Annotated in this window: 12 protein-coding genes; 4 read left to right on the forward strand and 8 right to left on the reverse strand. The window is 70.2% G+C overall.

The window, feature by feature from the left end; translation table 11 throughout:
- Positions 1-106: 106 nt before the first annotated feature.
- The 8 genes from ACLF3M_RS03100 to ACLF3M_RS03135 all read right to left on the reverse strand — a co-directional run bounded on the left by ACLF3M_RS03100 (position 107) and on the right by ACLF3M_RS03135 (position 10,078).
- Positions 107-1,636: a hypothetical protein gene (locus tag ACLF3M_RS03100; RefSeq protein ID WP_430655374.1), complete on the reverse strand. Its 1,530-nt coding sequence runs from the start codon at positions 1,634-1,636 to the stop codon at positions 107-109.
- Entirely contained in the window at positions 1,633-3,051 is a 1,419-nt protein-coding gene (locus ACLF3M_RS03105; protein WP_430655375.1) for a lipopolysaccharide biosynthesis protein, read from the reverse strand. Before ACLF3M_RS03105 ends, ACLF3M_RS03100 begins: the two co-directional genes overlap by 4 nt.
- A gap of 64 nt (positions 3,052-3,115) precedes the next feature.
- On the reverse strand, positions 3,116-3,865 hold the full coding sequence (locus ACLF3M_RS03110; RefSeq protein WP_430655376.1) for an AAA family ATPase: 750 nt from the start codon (positions 3,863-3,865) through the stop codon (positions 3,116-3,118).
- A gap of 184 nt (positions 3,866-4,049) precedes the next feature.
- The gene (locus ACLF3M_RS03115; RefSeq protein WP_430655476.1) at positions 4,050-6,359 is read right to left on the reverse strand and encodes a polysaccharide biosynthesis/export family protein; all 2,310 of its coding nucleotides are present in this window, start codon (positions 6,357-6,359) and stop codon (positions 4,050-4,052) included.
- Complete coding sequence (locus ACLF3M_RS03120) at positions 6,359-7,384, reverse strand: SDR family NAD(P)-dependent oxidoreductase (protein ID WP_430655377.1); 1,026 nt, start codon at positions 7,382-7,384, stop codon at positions 6,359-6,361. Before ACLF3M_RS03120 ends, ACLF3M_RS03115 begins: the two co-directional genes overlap by 1 nt.
- Positions 7,385-7,404: 20 nt before the next feature.
- On the reverse strand, positions 7,405-8,160 hold the full coding sequence (locus ACLF3M_RS03125; RefSeq protein WP_430655378.1) for a sugar transferase: 756 nt from the start codon (positions 8,158-8,160) through the stop codon (positions 7,405-7,407).
- The gene (locus ACLF3M_RS03130; protein WP_430655379.1) at positions 8,157-9,359 is read right to left on the reverse strand and encodes a DegT/DnrJ/EryC1/StrS family aminotransferase; all 1,203 of its coding nucleotides are present in this window, start codon (positions 9,357-9,359) and stop codon (positions 8,157-8,159) included. The genes ACLF3M_RS03125 and ACLF3M_RS03130 overlap by 4 nt, the downstream gene beginning before the upstream one ends.
- Positions 9,356-10,078, reverse strand: a complete 723-nt coding sequence (locus ACLF3M_RS03135; RefSeq protein ID WP_430655380.1) for a nucleotidyltransferase family protein — start codon at positions 10,076-10,078, stop codon at positions 9,356-9,358. The genes ACLF3M_RS03130 and ACLF3M_RS03135 overlap by 4 nt, the downstream gene beginning before the upstream one ends.
- A 282-nt stretch (positions 10,079-10,360) precedes the next feature.
- Between ACLF3M_RS03135 and ACLF3M_RS03140 the strand changes: the two genes are divergently transcribed.
- From ACLF3M_RS03140 to ACLF3M_RS03155, 4 genes are all read left to right on the forward strand, one after another.
- On the forward strand, positions 10,361-11,593 hold the full coding sequence (locus ACLF3M_RS03140) for an O-antigen ligase family protein (RefSeq protein WP_430655381.1): 1,233 nt from the start codon (positions 10,361-10,363) through the stop codon (positions 11,591-11,593).
- Positions 11,590-13,626, forward strand: a complete 2,037-nt coding sequence (locus ACLF3M_RS03145; RefSeq protein WP_430655382.1) for a GumC family protein — start codon at positions 11,590-11,592, stop codon at positions 13,624-13,626. Before ACLF3M_RS03140 ends, ACLF3M_RS03145 begins: the two co-directional genes overlap by 4 nt.
- A complete protein-coding gene (locus ACLF3M_RS03150) occupies positions 13,623-14,564 on the forward strand; it encodes a hypothetical protein (protein WP_430655383.1) in 942 nt (313 codons plus the stop codon). The genes ACLF3M_RS03145 and ACLF3M_RS03150 overlap by 4 nt, the downstream gene beginning before the upstream one ends.
- Before the next feature lie 149 nt (positions 14,565-14,713).
- Complete coding sequence (locus ACLF3M_RS03155) at positions 14,714-15,994, forward strand: glycosyltransferase (RefSeq protein WP_430655384.1); 1,281 nt, start codon at positions 14,714-14,716, stop codon at positions 15,992-15,994.
- Positions 15,995-16,154 lie beyond the last annotated feature (160 nt).

The raw sequence follows: 16,154 nt of genomic DNA on the forward strand, positions 1-16,154 counted from the left end.
GCTCGTCGCTCCTCCTGTGCTTCGTTCCACGACGCCGCTCCTGGCGAGCGACGCCGGCCAGGCGTCTAGCGGAGCGCGGGGGCGGAGCACCGCCGCCGCGCCCTGTTCAGAGGCGGCACCAGACCTCCCGCAGGGCGGTGCGCAGCGTTTCGTCCAGCGGCGCGTCGGTTCGCAGCACCACCACCGGCGTGCCCGGGAATTCGGCATGCGTCTCGAGCCTCCAGCGCCGGACCACCGCCGCGGCGTCCGGGCCCTCGGGCTTCGACCGCTCCGCATCGCGCCGGATCGCGGTTTCCATCGGCGCCTCGAGCTTGAGGACGAGGTGAGGCCGGGGCATGGAGGCGTGGAGCCTGCGCTCGATCTGCATCAGCCGGCGCTTCAGCGGCGATCGGCACGCATCCAACGCCGCGTGGTCGAAGCAACTGGCGTCGATCGCGCCCTCCGTCTCCGACGGGTAGCGATCGCTGACCACAATGGCGCCGGCCGCCGCCGCGCGGCGGCTCCGACGCAGCAGCGTGCTTCGATCGTAGGCGAGCAGCACCATGCGCAGGACGTAGAGCATCGAGAAGCGGCGATCGCGCCGCCGTTCCTCGCTGTCGTAGGCACTGGGCCGTTCGTCCGGGAACAGCTTGCGCGCGAGGGGGAGCAGGATGCGCGGCGCCGCCGAGAGGATCGTCGCGGGCGGCTTGCCGGCGTGGATACGCACCACGTCGAGCTGGCTCGCGAGACATCGGGCGATCCCGGTGCCGAGCGTCGACTTGCCGGTCGCCTTCGGCCCGACCAGTGCCACGATGGCGCCGCCGGTCTCGAGGACCGTGTCCCTACGACCCGTCACGCGCCGCATGGCCAGGGACGCCACCCGCTGCAGGCGCGACCGCAGCGCGGCCACCGCGCCGAGCCTTCGCAGCCCGCGCAGGGACCAGGCGAGGCGCATCCCGAGCATGATACGCCGCCCGAGCGCCTGCTCCTGACCGATCGCAGCCATGAGGCTCGCGAAGCGCTCAGGCCCGACGCCCGGGACCAGGGTGGCGAACAGCCGCGCGGTCCGTGCCTCGTCGGCTTGTGCGCGGAGCCATGCCAGCTCCTCGACCGTCCCGCCGTAGTCGCGATTCGCCAGCGCCGCCTCGACCGGGCCGGCGTGTTTCAGCGCAACGCGCAGCACGAAGACAGCGAGTTCCGCCTCGGGCGAGGGAACGGGCCACCCGTGCAGCAGGCGGTGGTCGGACAGAAGGATCGCTTCCACCGGCAGCCGGTAGCTCTTCACCAGGCTGTCGCCGCCGACGATCTGGACATAGGCGTGGAGATGCACCAGCCGGCCGCTCGCCTCGTCGAGCGCCAGCGCGTGGAAGACGCCCGGATGGCCCAGTCCGGCGCGCGAGGTGGTGCGCCGGAAGCCGGCTTCCGCCAGAGCCGCCTGGAAGTGGCAGGCATCCTCCCGGTGGACGAGAAGGTCGATGTCCTCCATGCCGCTCAGCGCGCGCGACAAGCGGATGTTGCTCTTCCAGTGGCAATAGCGGACGCCGAGCCGCTCGAGCGCCACGCGCAGCGTCACCAGCGGCGCGGGAAGCGGCGGCGTCGCTTCGGCTGCGCCCGCGTCCCTGAGCCCGACTGCCGGGAGGACGCTCGGCTCGCTCATGGATGGGCTCCGGTGCGGGGGCATGCGGCCTTTCCGACGTCCGATCCCTCGTCGTCCGAGACGGCACGCAGCCCGGGGCGAAGCCCCAGCCGGCACCACGCGAAGACGAGCAGGAACAGGTTCCAGCCGACCAGGCTGCCCCCCGAGGCCAGGGCGATCCCGAGGAGCCCCATCGGCCCGGCAAGCAGCACGGCGAGAGCGAGGTTCGCGGCGACGGCAACGGCCAGGCTGAAGGCCGCGGCGCGCTCGTGGCCGGTCATCGTCAGGAGGTGCTGCTGCGGTCCGCAGGCCGCCGAGAACACCTGGGCGAGGACGAGGACGACCACTGTCGGCGCGCCGTCCTGGAAGCTCGGCCCGAACAGGGCCAGCAGGGGCTTGGCCGCCAGCATCAGCGGCACCGCGACCACCAGCGTGGCCGCGAGCGCGAGCCGCGCACCGCGGGCCGAGAGAGCCTGGAGCTTCGCCGTTGCGCCCCGTGTGTGCAGATCCGAGACCGTGGGCGCGAAGGCCGAGGCGACGGCCATCCGCGGCAGCGCCGCGAGCAGCGACAGGCTGTAGGCGACCGCGAACACCCCGGCTTCTTCCTTGGCGCCGATGGATCCGAGGACAAGCGTGCCGGCCCGGCTCATCAGCACGTCGGCCAGCATGAGCACCGTCAGCGGGAAGGTCGGACGGAGCCAGTCGCGGGGTGCCAGCATCGGCGGCGCGAGGTCGAGTTCCGGCGGCTTCCTGCGGCGGACCATCGTCCAGCTCGCCGCAAGCGAAATGAAGCCTCCCGCGACGAGCGCCAGCGCTGCGGCCGGAGCCCCGGGTGCGAGCCAGCCCCCCGCCAGGACCAGGGCCAGGACCACGACCGCGCTGGCATCGCGGAGAATGCGTTCCGGGATGAGCGCCGAGACGACGCCCCCCCAGGCCCTGACACTCGCCGCGACGACGAGCTGCAAGGCGACGAACGGGACCACGCAGAGACCGATCAGGAAGGCCTGCGCCTGTTCCGACCCGGTGCCGAGTGAGATGGCCACCACGGCCATCCCCAGGCCCGCGGCGAGGCAGGCCGTGACAGCCGTGCTCCAGGTCGAGAAGCGGGCGAGGCCGCGCGCGCGGGGCCAATCTCCCATGGCGCGATAGGCCGGGAGAAGCCGCAGCAGGGAGACACGGAAGCCCAGCGTCGCGGCGTGGCCCAGCAGGGTCGTCCAGGCCAGGACATACGCATATGCGCCGAAGCTCATCGGCCCGATCAGCCGCGCGGTCGCGACCTGTGCCAGGTAGCTGAGCGCGGCCCCGCTGACGAGCACCGCGAGCGAGCCGCCGCTCGCCGTCGCCAGGCGCGAGATACGGCCTTCGAGCGACAGGGCGGCAGGCCATCTGCGCTGGGAGGCGGTGGGCGCGGCTGCGACCGAGAGCTTCGCGCTCACATCGCTGCTCCCTTCCCGCCTGCGCTGGCGTCTGCGCGGCATCGGGCCAGGGCGTGCGCGCGCCTCACCGCATCCGCTCCGCCAGCCGGGCGCCGACCGCCCCGGCCACGCGCGCGACATCGCCGGCCTCGCCGAGCCCGCACACCTGCAGCTCGTCGGAGCCACGGGCCTGCACCAGGCAGCGCACGGCCTTCGCCAGATGCCCCTGGTCCAGAATGGTCGGCAAGTCCGGCTCGAACTGGCGCTCGGCAGCGGTCTGCCTTGCCAGGCGGTGGCGCAGGCGTTCCAGCACCAGGTCGGGCGGCGTCTCCACCCATACGATCAGGTCGGCCGCCGGCACGATGTCGAGCGCGCGCGTGAGGACGGCCTCGCGATCCGCAGCACGCGCCAGCCCCGACCGCGCCGCCATCGAGCAGACGGCCGACAGGTAGCCCTGGTCGAGGATGACGATCTCGCCCGCCGCGCGCTGCGGAGCGACCGCGCGGGCGAGCCGCCCGAGGTAGCGGCGGTGGCGCAGCCGGCTCGCGGCGGATCGTGCCGGAAATAGTGCGAGCAGCCGCTCGCCTACCGGATCGTCCGCCCCGAGCCCCACGATCGCCCCGAAGACCTTGGACGCTCGACTCAAGGGGGCGATCAGGGAACGGCGGATCGCTGTCTGCAGGCCGGGGCCGGCGCCTGCGCGCTCCGCAGGACGGGCGCTCGTGATGAGCTTGCTGCAGCGCGTCCCGGCCTGCAGGGCCTGCTGGAGGGCCTGCGCGAAGGTGGTCTTGCCGGCGCCTGCCGGCCCGAAGACCTCGACGACGAAAGGACGCACCGGCGTCGAAACCCTGTGCCGGGGCGCCGGCGGGGCGGCCGGCGCGGAGGTGCCCGGACGCGCATTGATCAGCGCACTCATCGCGGTCCCCCCAGTCCGTCGCGCCGCATCGCAATCGCGCGGGCATCCGTCCGACCCGCGGCTCCGCTGGACAGGAGCCCGATGCCGGGCCGGCATCCTGCGCTCACCGCGACGCCCCCGCGCCGAGCCTGGCGAGGCGGGTTTCGGCTTCCGCGTCGCCCAGGGTCGCGGCGCGGCGGTACCACTCGGCGGCAGCGGCCGGATCGGGCCGGACGCCCCGGGCGTTCAGACGCGCCAGCACGGCGGGATCGTGCGTGCCGCCGGCCGCCAATGCGCCCTCCGCGCTGCCGCCCTGGGCAGCGCGTTCGAAGAAGCGCCGCGCGCCGGAGATGTCCCCGAGTGCGAGCAGGGCTTGGCCCCGTTCCACCATGCGTGCCGTGCTCAGGCGGTCCCGTTCCGGCTGGTCGGGCGTGTTCGCGGCCGCGGACGCGCCCGCACGCTCCACCACCGGGCTGGGCTGGGGTGCCGCCAGCGCGGCAGGCCCGGCAGCGGCAGTCATCCCCGGGGCGGCACGGCGCTCGGCGGGCGCGGCACCGCGCGCGGCGCCAAGGTCGGTGGAGGCAGCCGGTGGCTGCCCGGCGCTCTCCGCGCGTCGCTCGGAGGAGGCCGGTGCTGGCTGGGCCAGGACGGCGCGCGGGGCCGGGACCGCCCCCGAAGGCACGCTGCCGGGCGGGTCGGGCGCGACGGGCGCGACTGGCGCCGATGCCAATTCCGGAGCCTGGACCGGCACCACCGTCTGCGGGGGCGGCGGCGGTGACACATGCGGGATCGCGACCGGCGTGACGGGCGCCACGGCGGCAGGAAGCGGCGTGACCTGGGGCGGCGTCGCCGGCACGAGCGCCGGCGCAGCGGCAGGCGCCGGCGTTACCCGCGGGATCGCGACCGGCGTGACGGTCGCCACGGCAGCAGGAAGCGGCGTGACCGGGGGCGGCGTCGCCGGCACGAGCGCCGGCGCAGCGGCAGGCGCCGGCGTTACCCGCGGGATCGCGACCGGCGTGACGGTCGCCACGGCAGCAGGAAGCGGCGTGACGTGCGGCGGCGGCGGCGTCGGCACCAGGGCCGCCGCGGCGGCAGGTGCCGGTTCGAGCTGCGGGAGCGCGGCAGGGGGCGTGACCGCATCGGCCGCGGCCGCCCCGGGGCGCGCCGCGACGACGGACTCAGGCCTGGTGGCCGGCGATGCGCCGCCGCCGGGGCCGACATTCACGATGTCGCCCGGCTGCAGCTCGGTGTCGAGTTCGGCCCGGCTGATCTCGCGCCCGCCTGCGCCCTCCCTTACGATGGTGATCAGCAGGTCGTCGGGCTGGGCGACGGTGAGCGGCACGCCGGCGGCGCCGAGCCGCTCCTGGACGGATTCGAGGCGCGCGCGCGCCATCGACAGCTTCGGCAGCGCCTCCTGCAACTCCGCGATGAGGCGGATGCGCCGCCGGTCGTCCATCCGCTCCAGCTCGCGCAGGAGCTCGCCGCGTTGGCGACGGACGGACGCCAGTTGCGCGGCGGTCTGCAGCGCGCGGGTGGAGGAGTAGAGCAGGACACGACGGGCATCGATCACCCGGGACTGCGTGACCATGCCGCGCCGGAGCAGATCCATCGTGCGCGCGAGCTCCGCGGTGTCCTCCTCGACGCCCTCCCGCTCCTTGGCGTTCTGGTCGGTCAGCACGTTGATCTGCACCTCGGCCTCGGCCGCGGCGGCGGCCAGATAGGTCTTCTCCCGTGCGTGGTCGCTGTCCCGCGTGCTGCGATATTCCGTCTCGCGCGCCACGAGCTGCTCGGTCACGCGGTCAGGCACCGGCGAGGGAGGCAGGGCGGCGTGATCGAAGTCTGCCTGGTCGCCGAGTTCCGCCCGCAGGCGCCAGACGCGCGCCTGCTCGGCCGCGAGGGCGATCCAGGTCGTCGCGTATTCGCCGCGCAGCTGCGCCGCCTCGCCAGCCAGGGCCGCCTCGGGCCGCCCCGTGGCCGTGCCGCCGGCCGATGCTAGCACGTGGTGGACCGTCATGCGGGGCCGGAAGGGCTGCTCCCCCGGCCGCGCCACGCTCCCCATCACCGAAACGGGCCGGTATTCCACCACGGCGACCGAGATCTGCTCGCGCTCGACGAAGCGCAGCACCTCCCGGCCGTCCGTCGTGTAGGCGCGCATCGGCCGGCCGCCGAGCGCCGTCTGGATGCGCGCCTCCAGCTCGGCAAGGGAGGCGCCGGCCGCGGCGACACGACCGGCAAGCGGGATCGGCAGGCTCCCGTCGGTCTGCACCGCCACGCGACGGAGAAGATCGGGCGGGCCGATGATGGAGACCTCGACCACGTCGCCGGGCTGCAACCGGTATTCCTGGCTCAGGGACGACGGGGAGGCGAGGCAGAGCAGCGCCGTGAGGCAAATGCCACCGCGAAGGATCGTGCGGAATGAGAACGGCCGCGCCATCACGTCACGTAGTCCCGCTCGCGGCGCACGCGTCCGCGCTCGAGGCGGGAGCGCCACCAATCCGCCGTGCGCACCAGGCCTTCGCGCAGGCTGGTGCGCGGGCGCCATCCAGTCGCCGCGGAGAAACGGCTGGCGTCGGCAAGCAACTCCCGCACCTCGGACTGCTCTGGACGCATACGCTGGGACTCCGACTCGATCGGCTTGTGACTGCCCGTCGCCTCGAGCGCCAGCGCGGCCACCTCACCGATCGTCACCGCATGGCCGCTGCCTGCGTTGTAGGGCGTGCCGTACTCGATGCGCTGGCCGATGCCGATGGCGAGAAACGCCGCTACTGTATCCGCGACGAAGGTGAAGTCCCGGATCGTCGAGAGATCGCCGACCTTGATCGAGGAGACGTTCGGGTCGAGCGCCTGGCGCAGCACGCTCGCGATCACCGCCCGTTCGCTCTGGCGCGGCCCGAAGGTGTTGAACGGACGCAGGATGGCGACCGGCAGGTCGAAGGAGCGGGCATAGGCCTCCGCCATCATGTCGGCCCCGATCTTCGAGGCCGAATAGGGCGACTGTCCCTGCAGGCGATGTGTCTCGGAGATCGGGCAGACGAGCGCGGTGCCGTACACCTCGCTCGTGGAAGTGTGGACCACTCGGGTGACGTGGCTCGCGCGCACCGCCTCGAGCACGTTGAGCGTGCCGAGGATGTTTGTCTCCACATAGGACTGGGGCGCGGCGTAGGAATAGGGAATGGCGATCAGCGCGGCCAGGTGGAAGACGATGTCCTGGCGCGCCACCAGGCCCCGCATCAGCGAGGCGTCCCGCACATCGCCCCGCACGGCGTGGATGCCCTCGCGCAGGCTTGCATCGATATCATCAAGCCACCCATGCGAGTCGAAGGAGTTGTAGAGGCTGAGCGCCGTCACCGTCGCGCCGGCGCGGGCGAGCCCCTCGACGAGATGGGAGCCGATGAAGCCGTCGGCACCGGTGACCAGCACGTTCAGTTCCTCGTAGCCCGCCGAACCCTGTCTGAGCATGTCGTCGACTCCGATCTTCCTCAGCCTCGCCCCTCGGATCGTGAAGCGGCGCCGGATGCCATCGCGTGAACGCCTCCCGCCGCCTGCCAGGACAGGCCCAGGCTCGCGGTGGGAGGCGCTGGATCGACGTTGCGGGCACCCAGCATCCGGTCGATGCCGACCACGGCGACGACGCTGCGCGCGATCACGGTGCAGTCGGTGAGCAGCGTGCGATGCGCATAGTAGGCAAGGTCGATCCGTGCCTTGGTCGGGAAAAGGACTTCGCGGTACACCTGGGTCGGCTCAGCGCCTGGCGGGTAGAGCGCGCCCTCGTCGCGGAAGGCGATCTGGCTCGGGCCGAAGATGCCGGGACGGTAGTCCAGCACGGCCATGGTCTCGCCGGAGAAGCAGTCGGCGAAGGCGAGGCTTTCCGGCCTCGGGCCGACGATCGACATGTCGCCTTTCAGCACATTGTAGAATTGCGGCAGCTCGTCGAGCTTGCTGGAGGCGAGGAAGCGGCCGATGCGGGAAAGCCGGTCGTCCCCCTGCACGGTGAGCGGGCGCCCGGCCTCGGAGGCGCTCGGCTTGAATTTCCGGAACTTGTAGAGGCGGAAATGCTGTCCGCCCTGCCCCAGCCGGGTTTGGGCGTAGAAGATCGGCCGTCCGCTCTCGACGAGGATCGCAAGGGCGATCACCAGCATTAGCGGGCCGGCCAGCAGGAGGCCGACGCACGCGAGCACGATGTCGAGGGCGCGGCTTCCCGCGGGCGAGGCACGGCAGCTGAGTCGGTCCGTCATGGCTTGCCTCCCTCGGCGCGGATCGCGTCTGCGAGGGTCTCAACCACCCTGACCACGTCGGATTGCCGCATCTTCGGATGCAGCGGCAGCGTGATCTCGCAATCGCAGAACTCCTCCGTCACCGGCAGCGCGCGGTCCGGAAACCTGTCGCGGTAGAAGGAGAGCTGGTGCACCGGTGGGTAGTGCATCGTCGTCTGCACGCCGGCCTCGCGCATGGATGCCGCGACGCCGCGGCGTGAGACGCCCTTCGGCAGCAGCGCCGGCATGATGTGGTTCGCCGATGGCTCGTCGTCGCTGAAGGGAATGAGCACCGCCGGGCATTCCCGCGGCAGTTCCGCCTCATAGGCGGCGCGGAGCACCCGCCGCTTCTCGTTCCATGCATCGAGATGCCTGAGCTGGACGAGGCCGATCGCGGCGCGAAGCTCGTCCATGCGGTAGTTGTAGCCCAGCATGGTGACGTCGTAGTCGGCGTGCCGCGCGAGCAGGCGCTCGAAGGTGCCGGTTGTCATCCCGTGGCCGCGCAGCCGGCGCACGCGCTCCAGCAGTTCCGGGGAACGCGCCAGCACCATCCCGCCTTCGGCGGTGGTCATGTTCTTGTTGCCGTAGAAGCTGAAGGCCGCGGCCTCACCGAACGTGCCGACGCCCTCGAGACCGATCACATGCGCCGCGTCCTCCACCAAATAGAGGCCGTGGCGCCTGGCGAAGGTCTGCCAGGCCTCGCGGTCGGCGAGCTTGCCCGCGAAGTGGACAAGGATGACCGCCTTCGTCCGCGGGGTCAGCTTGGCCTCGGCGTCCGCCAGCGAGAGGAGCGGGCGGGCGAGGGACACGATGTCCACGAAAACGGGCGTCGCCCCGACATAGAGCACGCTGTTGGCGGTTGCCACGAAGGTGAGAGACGGCACCAAGACCTCATCACCCGGTCCAAGGTCGAGCGCCGCGAGGATGAGGTGCAGGGCCGCGGTGCAGGAGCCGACGGCGGCCGCATCGGCGGCACCGTGCCGGCGTGCGAACTCTTCCTCGAAGGCGCGCACGCGCCCGCCCATGGTGATCCACCCGCTGTCGATCGTCTCGCACAGCGCGCGCTTCTCATCCTCGCCGAGCTGAGGCTCCGATACGAGCAGGGCCGGCGGCTTACCGCCGGTCGCGTCTCGTGTTGCATCCGGCGACGGGCTGCGCGTCCCGGCCGATGTCGCGCTCATGCGACCACCGCGACTTCTTCGAAGGCGGGCGACTGCTCGTCCCACTCAAGGCTCTGCGCGGTCTGGAAATCCTCGATGCGCCCGATGTCGAGCCACAGCCCGTCATGCAGGAAGGTGCCCGTGGGCACTCCTTCGGCCAGAAGGCAGAGAATCAGGTCGTCGAAGCCGAACGGCAACCCCATCGGTATGTAGGAGAGCACCCCGGGATCCATGCAGTAGATGCCCATGCTGACCAGGTTCGTCAGCACGGGCTTTTCCTTGAAGCTCTTGATGCGCCCGCCCGTCTGCTCGATCACACCGAATTCCGTCTTGGTTCGGCGCAGCTTGGTGGCAACGGTGACGAGGTTGCCTTGCCGGCGGTGGTATTCCGCGAAGCTCGAAAGACTCAGGTCGGTCAGCACATCGCCGTTGATGACCATGAAGGGCTCGTCGAGCTCGTCCTTAAGCATGCATAGCGGGCCGATTGTGCCGAGGGGCTCCCTCTCCTCGGTGTATCGGATGCGCAGATTCCATTGCTCGCCGTCCTTGCAGAAGCTCTTGATCAGATGCCCCAGGTATCCCGTGGTGATGTAGACATCCCGAATATTGTTACGCCGCAGCCAACTTAGGAGCAGTTCAAGAACAGGCTTCGATGCGACCGGCATCAATGGCTTCGGAAGCACCATTGTGTAAGGGCGGAGGCGCGTGCCTTTACCGCCGCACTGAATTACTGCTTTCATGGATGCTGCCCCTCATCACCGGAATCAGCCGAATTTCAGTTCGCACCGCTCGGTTGTCGCGACACGAATGCAATCATCTTTCACCGTATTATAGTTTTCAGTAACACACAGAGACGCGAGAACGTTGAGCATAAGTGGTAAGCCAGGCAGTACTACCTGCTACACGAATGAGGTACGCCTTTACTCCTCCGGCTCCCATCCTAGTGACTCGTGAGCGCAGGCGAGTAGTGCAACACTCAAGTCATTCTCGTTTCGCGCTGCGGCGCCGCGGAGGACATCGCATTGCCTCGCGACATCCTGCTTGCGCTCGGTCTGGCCCTCTCCACCGCGACCCAGCTCCGCATCAGCGGCACGCCGCTCGGCGTGGCGGAGCTGCTGCTCGGCACGTGGATGTTCGTCGGCTTGACGGCGCATCTCGCAACCGGCAGCCGCACAGTGAACGCCGTGACGGCGCGCGTCCTCGCTTTCTGGGCGATGATCGTCCTGGGGCTGTCGGTTGGCCTCATCTCCGGCTTCGCGCGCGAGCTCTTCCAGGACATGCCGGCGATGCTCCATGACGTGTTCGCGTACCTCTTGATGGGAGCGCTCGGCATCGCGCTCTCGCTCGAGCTCGGCGACGCGCGCCGGAGGCGCTGCGCCTTCTGGCTGTTCACCGCGTCGGGCGCAGCGCTCCTGCTCGTGCAGCTTGCGACGCCTGGTGGTGGCCTCTGGTACTACAACCGCTTTCGCGGCTGGTCGGAGAACCCGAACCAGCTCGGATTCTCCGTGTCGGTGCTCACCTTCGTCGCCCTGCACCTCGCGCACACCGCAGGTTCCGTGGCAGAGAGGGTCGGGGCGCTGGCATGCGCAGGCGTCGCGATCCTGGCCGGCATTCTGTCGAGGAGCGATTCATTCACGGTGGCGCTGCTGACCGGCAGCGCTGTCTGGGTCGCGCTGACCGGCGTCAACTGGTTCCAGACGCTGCGGTCGGGCCTGATGCTACGCGGCGCGGCAGTGCTGCTGGCGCTGCTTTCGGTGCCGCTCTTCGCCGCCGCCTTCGCTCCCTTCGCATCAGCGACGCTGGAACGGATCGAGCAGACTTCCGACAGGCTCTACAACGACAACGACCAAGGCGACACGCGCCTCAATCTCTGGCGCGAGGCGCTGCAGCGGGGCGTGAGCTCCGGCTTCATCGGGTTGGGGCCGGGGCCGCAGTTGACCAGCAAGTCCTACAAGCGGCCGCCGCCCGACAAGTTCGAGGCGCACAACACGTTCCTGGACCTGTTCACACAGGGCGGCCTCCTGGCGGTCGGCGCGTTCGCATGGCTCTGGCTCGTCGCGTTCCGCGGCGCCTGGCGCGCCGGGTTCTGCGGCATCGCAGCACTGCTGTGCGCATTGATCACCTTCAGCATGTTCCACCTCATCGTGCGACAACCGGTATTCTGGTTCGGCGTGGTGTGTTGCCTCCTGGAATCTGCGCGCGTGTTGCATAGCGCGGGATCGGACCGGCAGGCGTTCAGCGAGGCGACATCATGAACCAGAATCTCGGTGGGCAACTGCAGCTCGGCGTGCTTGCGCACGTCCTGCGCCGGCGCTGGCGGGTCGTGGCTGCGGGCACCCTGCTCGCCGGCACGGCCGCGTTGACGATCGGCCTGGTGGTGCCGCCGCGCTACACGGCCAAGGCGCAGATCGTCCTGGAGGCGCCGACGGGCAGCTCACCCCGCTTCGACGACGCCGCGGTGGAAACCTGGGCGGAGCTTCTCTCGACGGACAGTCACATCCGGCGGCTCGATGAGAGCCTCAGGACGAATCCGATCGTGCCCGGATCCGAGGACTTCCAGCGGCCCGTGCTGAGCACTCTGCTCGACGTCGTCCGGGCAACCCTTGCACCGATGTTCGGGAACGGGGCGCAGGCTCCCTCCGGCACCGGAGAGGAGGCGGGCGCGGCGCCGAGGTCCATGCCGGACCTGGATCAGCTCCAGTTGAGGTTGAGGTCCTTCAAGGAGCGCGCATCCCGTGTGCTGTCGGTCACTTTCACCTGGCCCGATCCGAATGTCGCGGCTGCCATCGCGAACCGCAGCGCAACGTTGTTCCTGGAGGACAACCTCCAGCGCCAGCAGCTCGAGCGTGACCGCGACCTCCGGGCATTGCGCTATCGCGTCGAACGCGCCCGCAGCGACGTGAACCGCGCCGGGGCGGCGGTCGCACGGTACCGGGTCGAGCATGGCGTGTCTGATGCCGATCGGGCCGACCAGACGGACGCGCAGATCGCCGAGGTGAGCCGTCAGCTCGCCGTCGCCAGCGCCGATCTTGCGGCCCGCAGGCAGGCCGGCCTGCAGGACGGCGCCGTCTCGCTTGCGGCCGGTCGGCCCGCCGCGTCCCAGTTCAGCGCCGGCGCAGCCCCGGTGGGCGGCACGGATGCGGCGACGCTCGAAGCCCGGGTGCGCTTCCTCGTCGCGCGGCTTGCCTCTCTGCAGGAGGCGAGCGCGCTGGCGCGTACCGACGAGGCGCAGCTCCGCGAACTGCGCCTGGAAGCGGCCTCCGCCGCACAAGGCTATGAGGCGGTGCTGCGCCAGGAAGCGGAACTGCGCGACAGCCCCGTCCAGCCCGCCGCGAGACTGGTCTCGGTTGCCAACGCGCCGGACGAGCCGAGCTCGCCGGACCCGATCCTCTTTCTCGCGCCGGCTCTCCTGGTGGGCGCGGTCGGTAGCAGCCTGCTCGCCATTGCCCTTGATCGCCTCGACCGTCGCGTGCGCGACGCGCGCGCGGCAGAGGCGGCACTCGGCGTGCCGTGCATCGGCGTCGTGCCGCGCGCGCGACGCCTGGCCACGTTGCACTCGGTGCTGGCGCTGCTGCGCGAGCCCTTCGCGCCCTACACCAAGGCGATCCGCTCCGTCGTGATGGCGATGCTCGGCCTTTCGATGGAGCAGCAGCGCGGCAAGGTCATCCTCGTCACCTCCGGCGCGGGCAGGGAGGGCAAGACGACGCTGGCGCTCAGCTTCGCCTGCTATGTCGCCCTTCTTCGGCGCAAGGTGCTCGTGATCGACCTCGACCTGCCCTCGCCCAGCCTGGTTCGGCGTCTCGGCGCCGATGACGGACCCGGCGTGCTGGAGGTGCTGCAGGGCATGCCCGCCGAGGCGGCCATCCGCACCAGCCCCGAGATCGGCATCGACTATCTTTCCCTCACGCCCGCAGCGGCCGACCCGCTGCTGCTGATCGCCGACGAGAGCTTGAGGACGCTGCTCGCGGAGATGCGGCGCCGCTACGACTGTGTCGTCATCGACGGCGCGCCGCTTATCGGCAATCCGGAGACGCGGGTGCTCGTCGCCCTGGCCGATCACGTGCTGCTGGCGCTGAAATGGGGCTCCACCAGACTAGACACGGCTCGGGCCGCCCTGCGGGAGATCCCGAAGGCGCTCGAGCGCGACGGCGATGCGACGCCGGTGAGCGCGGTGCTGATGCAGGTCGATCTGCGGCGCTACGCTATCGATGCCGCCGCGCCAGGTGGCGACGATGCGCTCCGCCAGCGGATCGCGCCACCATTCGACCACCGCATCTCCGGCGCATGAAGATGGAGACGGGCCAGGTGGACGAGGCAAGTGGCTTGATGCGCTTCTCCCCGCCCGGGATGGCAGGGCGACTCCGGATCGCCGTCGCGAGCCTGGTCCTGCTCCTGTCGTTCCCGGCCATCGCCGAGACCCGGCGCGAAGCGCCGCTGCACTACGCCGTCAATCTCCGCGGCGAGTACGCACGCGCGGCGTCCGTCGGCTTCAACCTGGCCGATGTCTCCTCTCCCTCGGCGCTCGACCTGCTTCCCGAAGGCATGAAGGGTCTGCTCTGGCTTCGCAGTGGGTTCAACGGGCGGCGCAACGAATGCGCGTGGCGGATGGATGACGCGGACGTCCGCAGCATGGTCGTGGCCGTGCGCGGCCATCCGCGCTTCAGCGGCATCTACTTCATTGCGGACGAGCCGCATCCGTCGCTCTGTCCGGAAGCGCCTCGGCGGATCGCGGAGCGCAGCGCCCTGATCCGCTACCTGCATCCAGGGGCCAGGACGTTCATCGTGGTGCTCAACACCTCGAGGTACCCCGATGAACTCGCGCAGCTGCGCGATGCCGCGGACTATGTCGGGATCGACCCGTACCCCTGCAATCGGAAGAACGCGGCGCGGGGCTGCGACCTTCGCGCAATGCGTGAGCGCATCGAAGGCGCCCTGGCCGCCGGCATCGCGCCGGAGCGCCTGGTGCCGGTCTTCCAGGCTTTCGGACAGTCCTGCAGCACCGCTGCGCCGGGGTATCAGCGCCTGCCGACCGAGGCCGAGATGCGGGCCATGTTCGACCTGTGGGACGAGCTTGTCCCGCCGGCGCGCCGTCCCTTCGACATGACGTATTCCTGGGGCGCGCAGCCGCGTCATGCCTGCCCGACGCTCGCGATGGCGGATGGCCGCGAGGCTCCGGACCTGCTCGCCGTGTTCACGCGCTATTTCACGCTGCTGGTGGGGCGCTGAACGCATGCGCCTCTTTGCATCACGCGACGCAGGCCGGCCGACTTGGCGGAGGCGCTGCCCCGAGTTCGTGCCTTCTGAGTGGGTAGCCGTGGACCTGCTCCGCGGCTGCCGTGCGTGAACTACTTGCCCGACATCGTAGGTGTGTAGATATGAACCGAGACACAGCCAAGTCGCCGATCGCATCGGAGCGAGTCAGCGCGTACTGTGCCCGTGGCGACGATCGAGGTCCACGGATTCTCCTGGTTGGAGGAGAGGACCATGACCTGCGCATAGCCTTCCTTCTCGCGCTGCGAGCGGAGGGATATTGCGTCTCCGCGGCCGGGACCGGCGACGCCGCGCCCTTCGCGCAGGCTGGGCTGACTTACCACTCGTTCCATTTCGACCGGTCCGCTAACCCGCTGGCGGATTGGTTGAGCCTCGGCGCGCTCACGCGGATCTTCGGGCAGGTAAGGCCCGACATCGTCCAGTCATTTGACACCAAGCCGAACATCCTCGTCCCGCTGGCGGCCGGACGAGTGGGCGGTTTCCCTGTTGTGCGTACTATTAACGGAATGGGCTGGCTCTACTCGTCGAAGGCGCCGCTCGCCCTGGCGCTCCGCCCGGCCTACTGCGCCCTGAACCGATTAGCCGCTCGCTGGACCTCGGCCAGCGTGTTCCAGAACAGGGAGGACATGAGCTACTTCGAACGAAATGGGATGGTAGGCGACGGCGTGAGCCGGCTCATCCCTGGCTCCGGCGTGGACATTGCCGCTTTCCGCCCCGTCCCGAGTGCCGGCGACTCGCCGGCCGAATTGCGAGAGCAACTCGGACTTGGCACGTCGCCAGTCGTGGTGACTGTGACGCGCGTGACACGGGAGAAGGGCATTCCCACCCTTCTCCAGGCAGCAGCGCTGGTCCACGCGGCGCGGCCGGACGTGCGCTTCCTGCTGGTCGGGCCACGGGAGGGCACCGGGCGCTTCGCGGTGTCGCAGGCCGAAATCGATGCACACGCCCCCTATGTCGTCGCGACCGGCAAGCGATCGGATGTGCCCGCGCTTCTCCGGCTCGCTGACGTCTTCGCTTTCCCCACCGAGTTCCGCGAAGGGGTCCCCCGCGTGCTGCTCGAAGCCGCAGTTGCAGGGCTTCCGATCATCGCGACGCGCATGCCGGGTTGCACCGATGTCGTCGAGCATGGCCATACCGGCATCCTTGTGACGCCGGGTTCCCCCCAGGAGCTGGCCCAGGCGATCCTGCAGGCTCTGGCGGACCCTGCGGCGGGACGGATCATGGCGGAGCGCGCAGCGGAACTCGTCAGGCGGGAGTTCTCCCTCGAGCTCACGGTCGACCGCTACAGGAAGCTGTATGCCGAGCTTCTGACGAGCGCTTCAGCGATCCCGTCGCGGCCGATCCAGAGGCCAGCATTGTCGCGGGCCGACGACGCGATTCCGTAGCACCGGCTCTGCGTGTCCGGGCAACGCAGCAAAGCGCGGGCCGCTCTCCACGAATCGCGGGACGCCCCGATCGTGCTGGTGTTGCGCACCGGGCAGGCCACACCAAGGGCGGGAAGGCAGATGAAGAACGAGCCGTATTGTGAGCTGCTCGAATGACTTG

It is taken from the genome of Falsiroseomonas sp. HW251 (genome assembly GCF_050563545.1).
In the GTDB taxonomy this organism is placed as follows: Bacteria; Pseudomonadota; Alphaproteobacteria; order Acetobacterales; family Acetobacteraceae; genus Falsiroseomonas.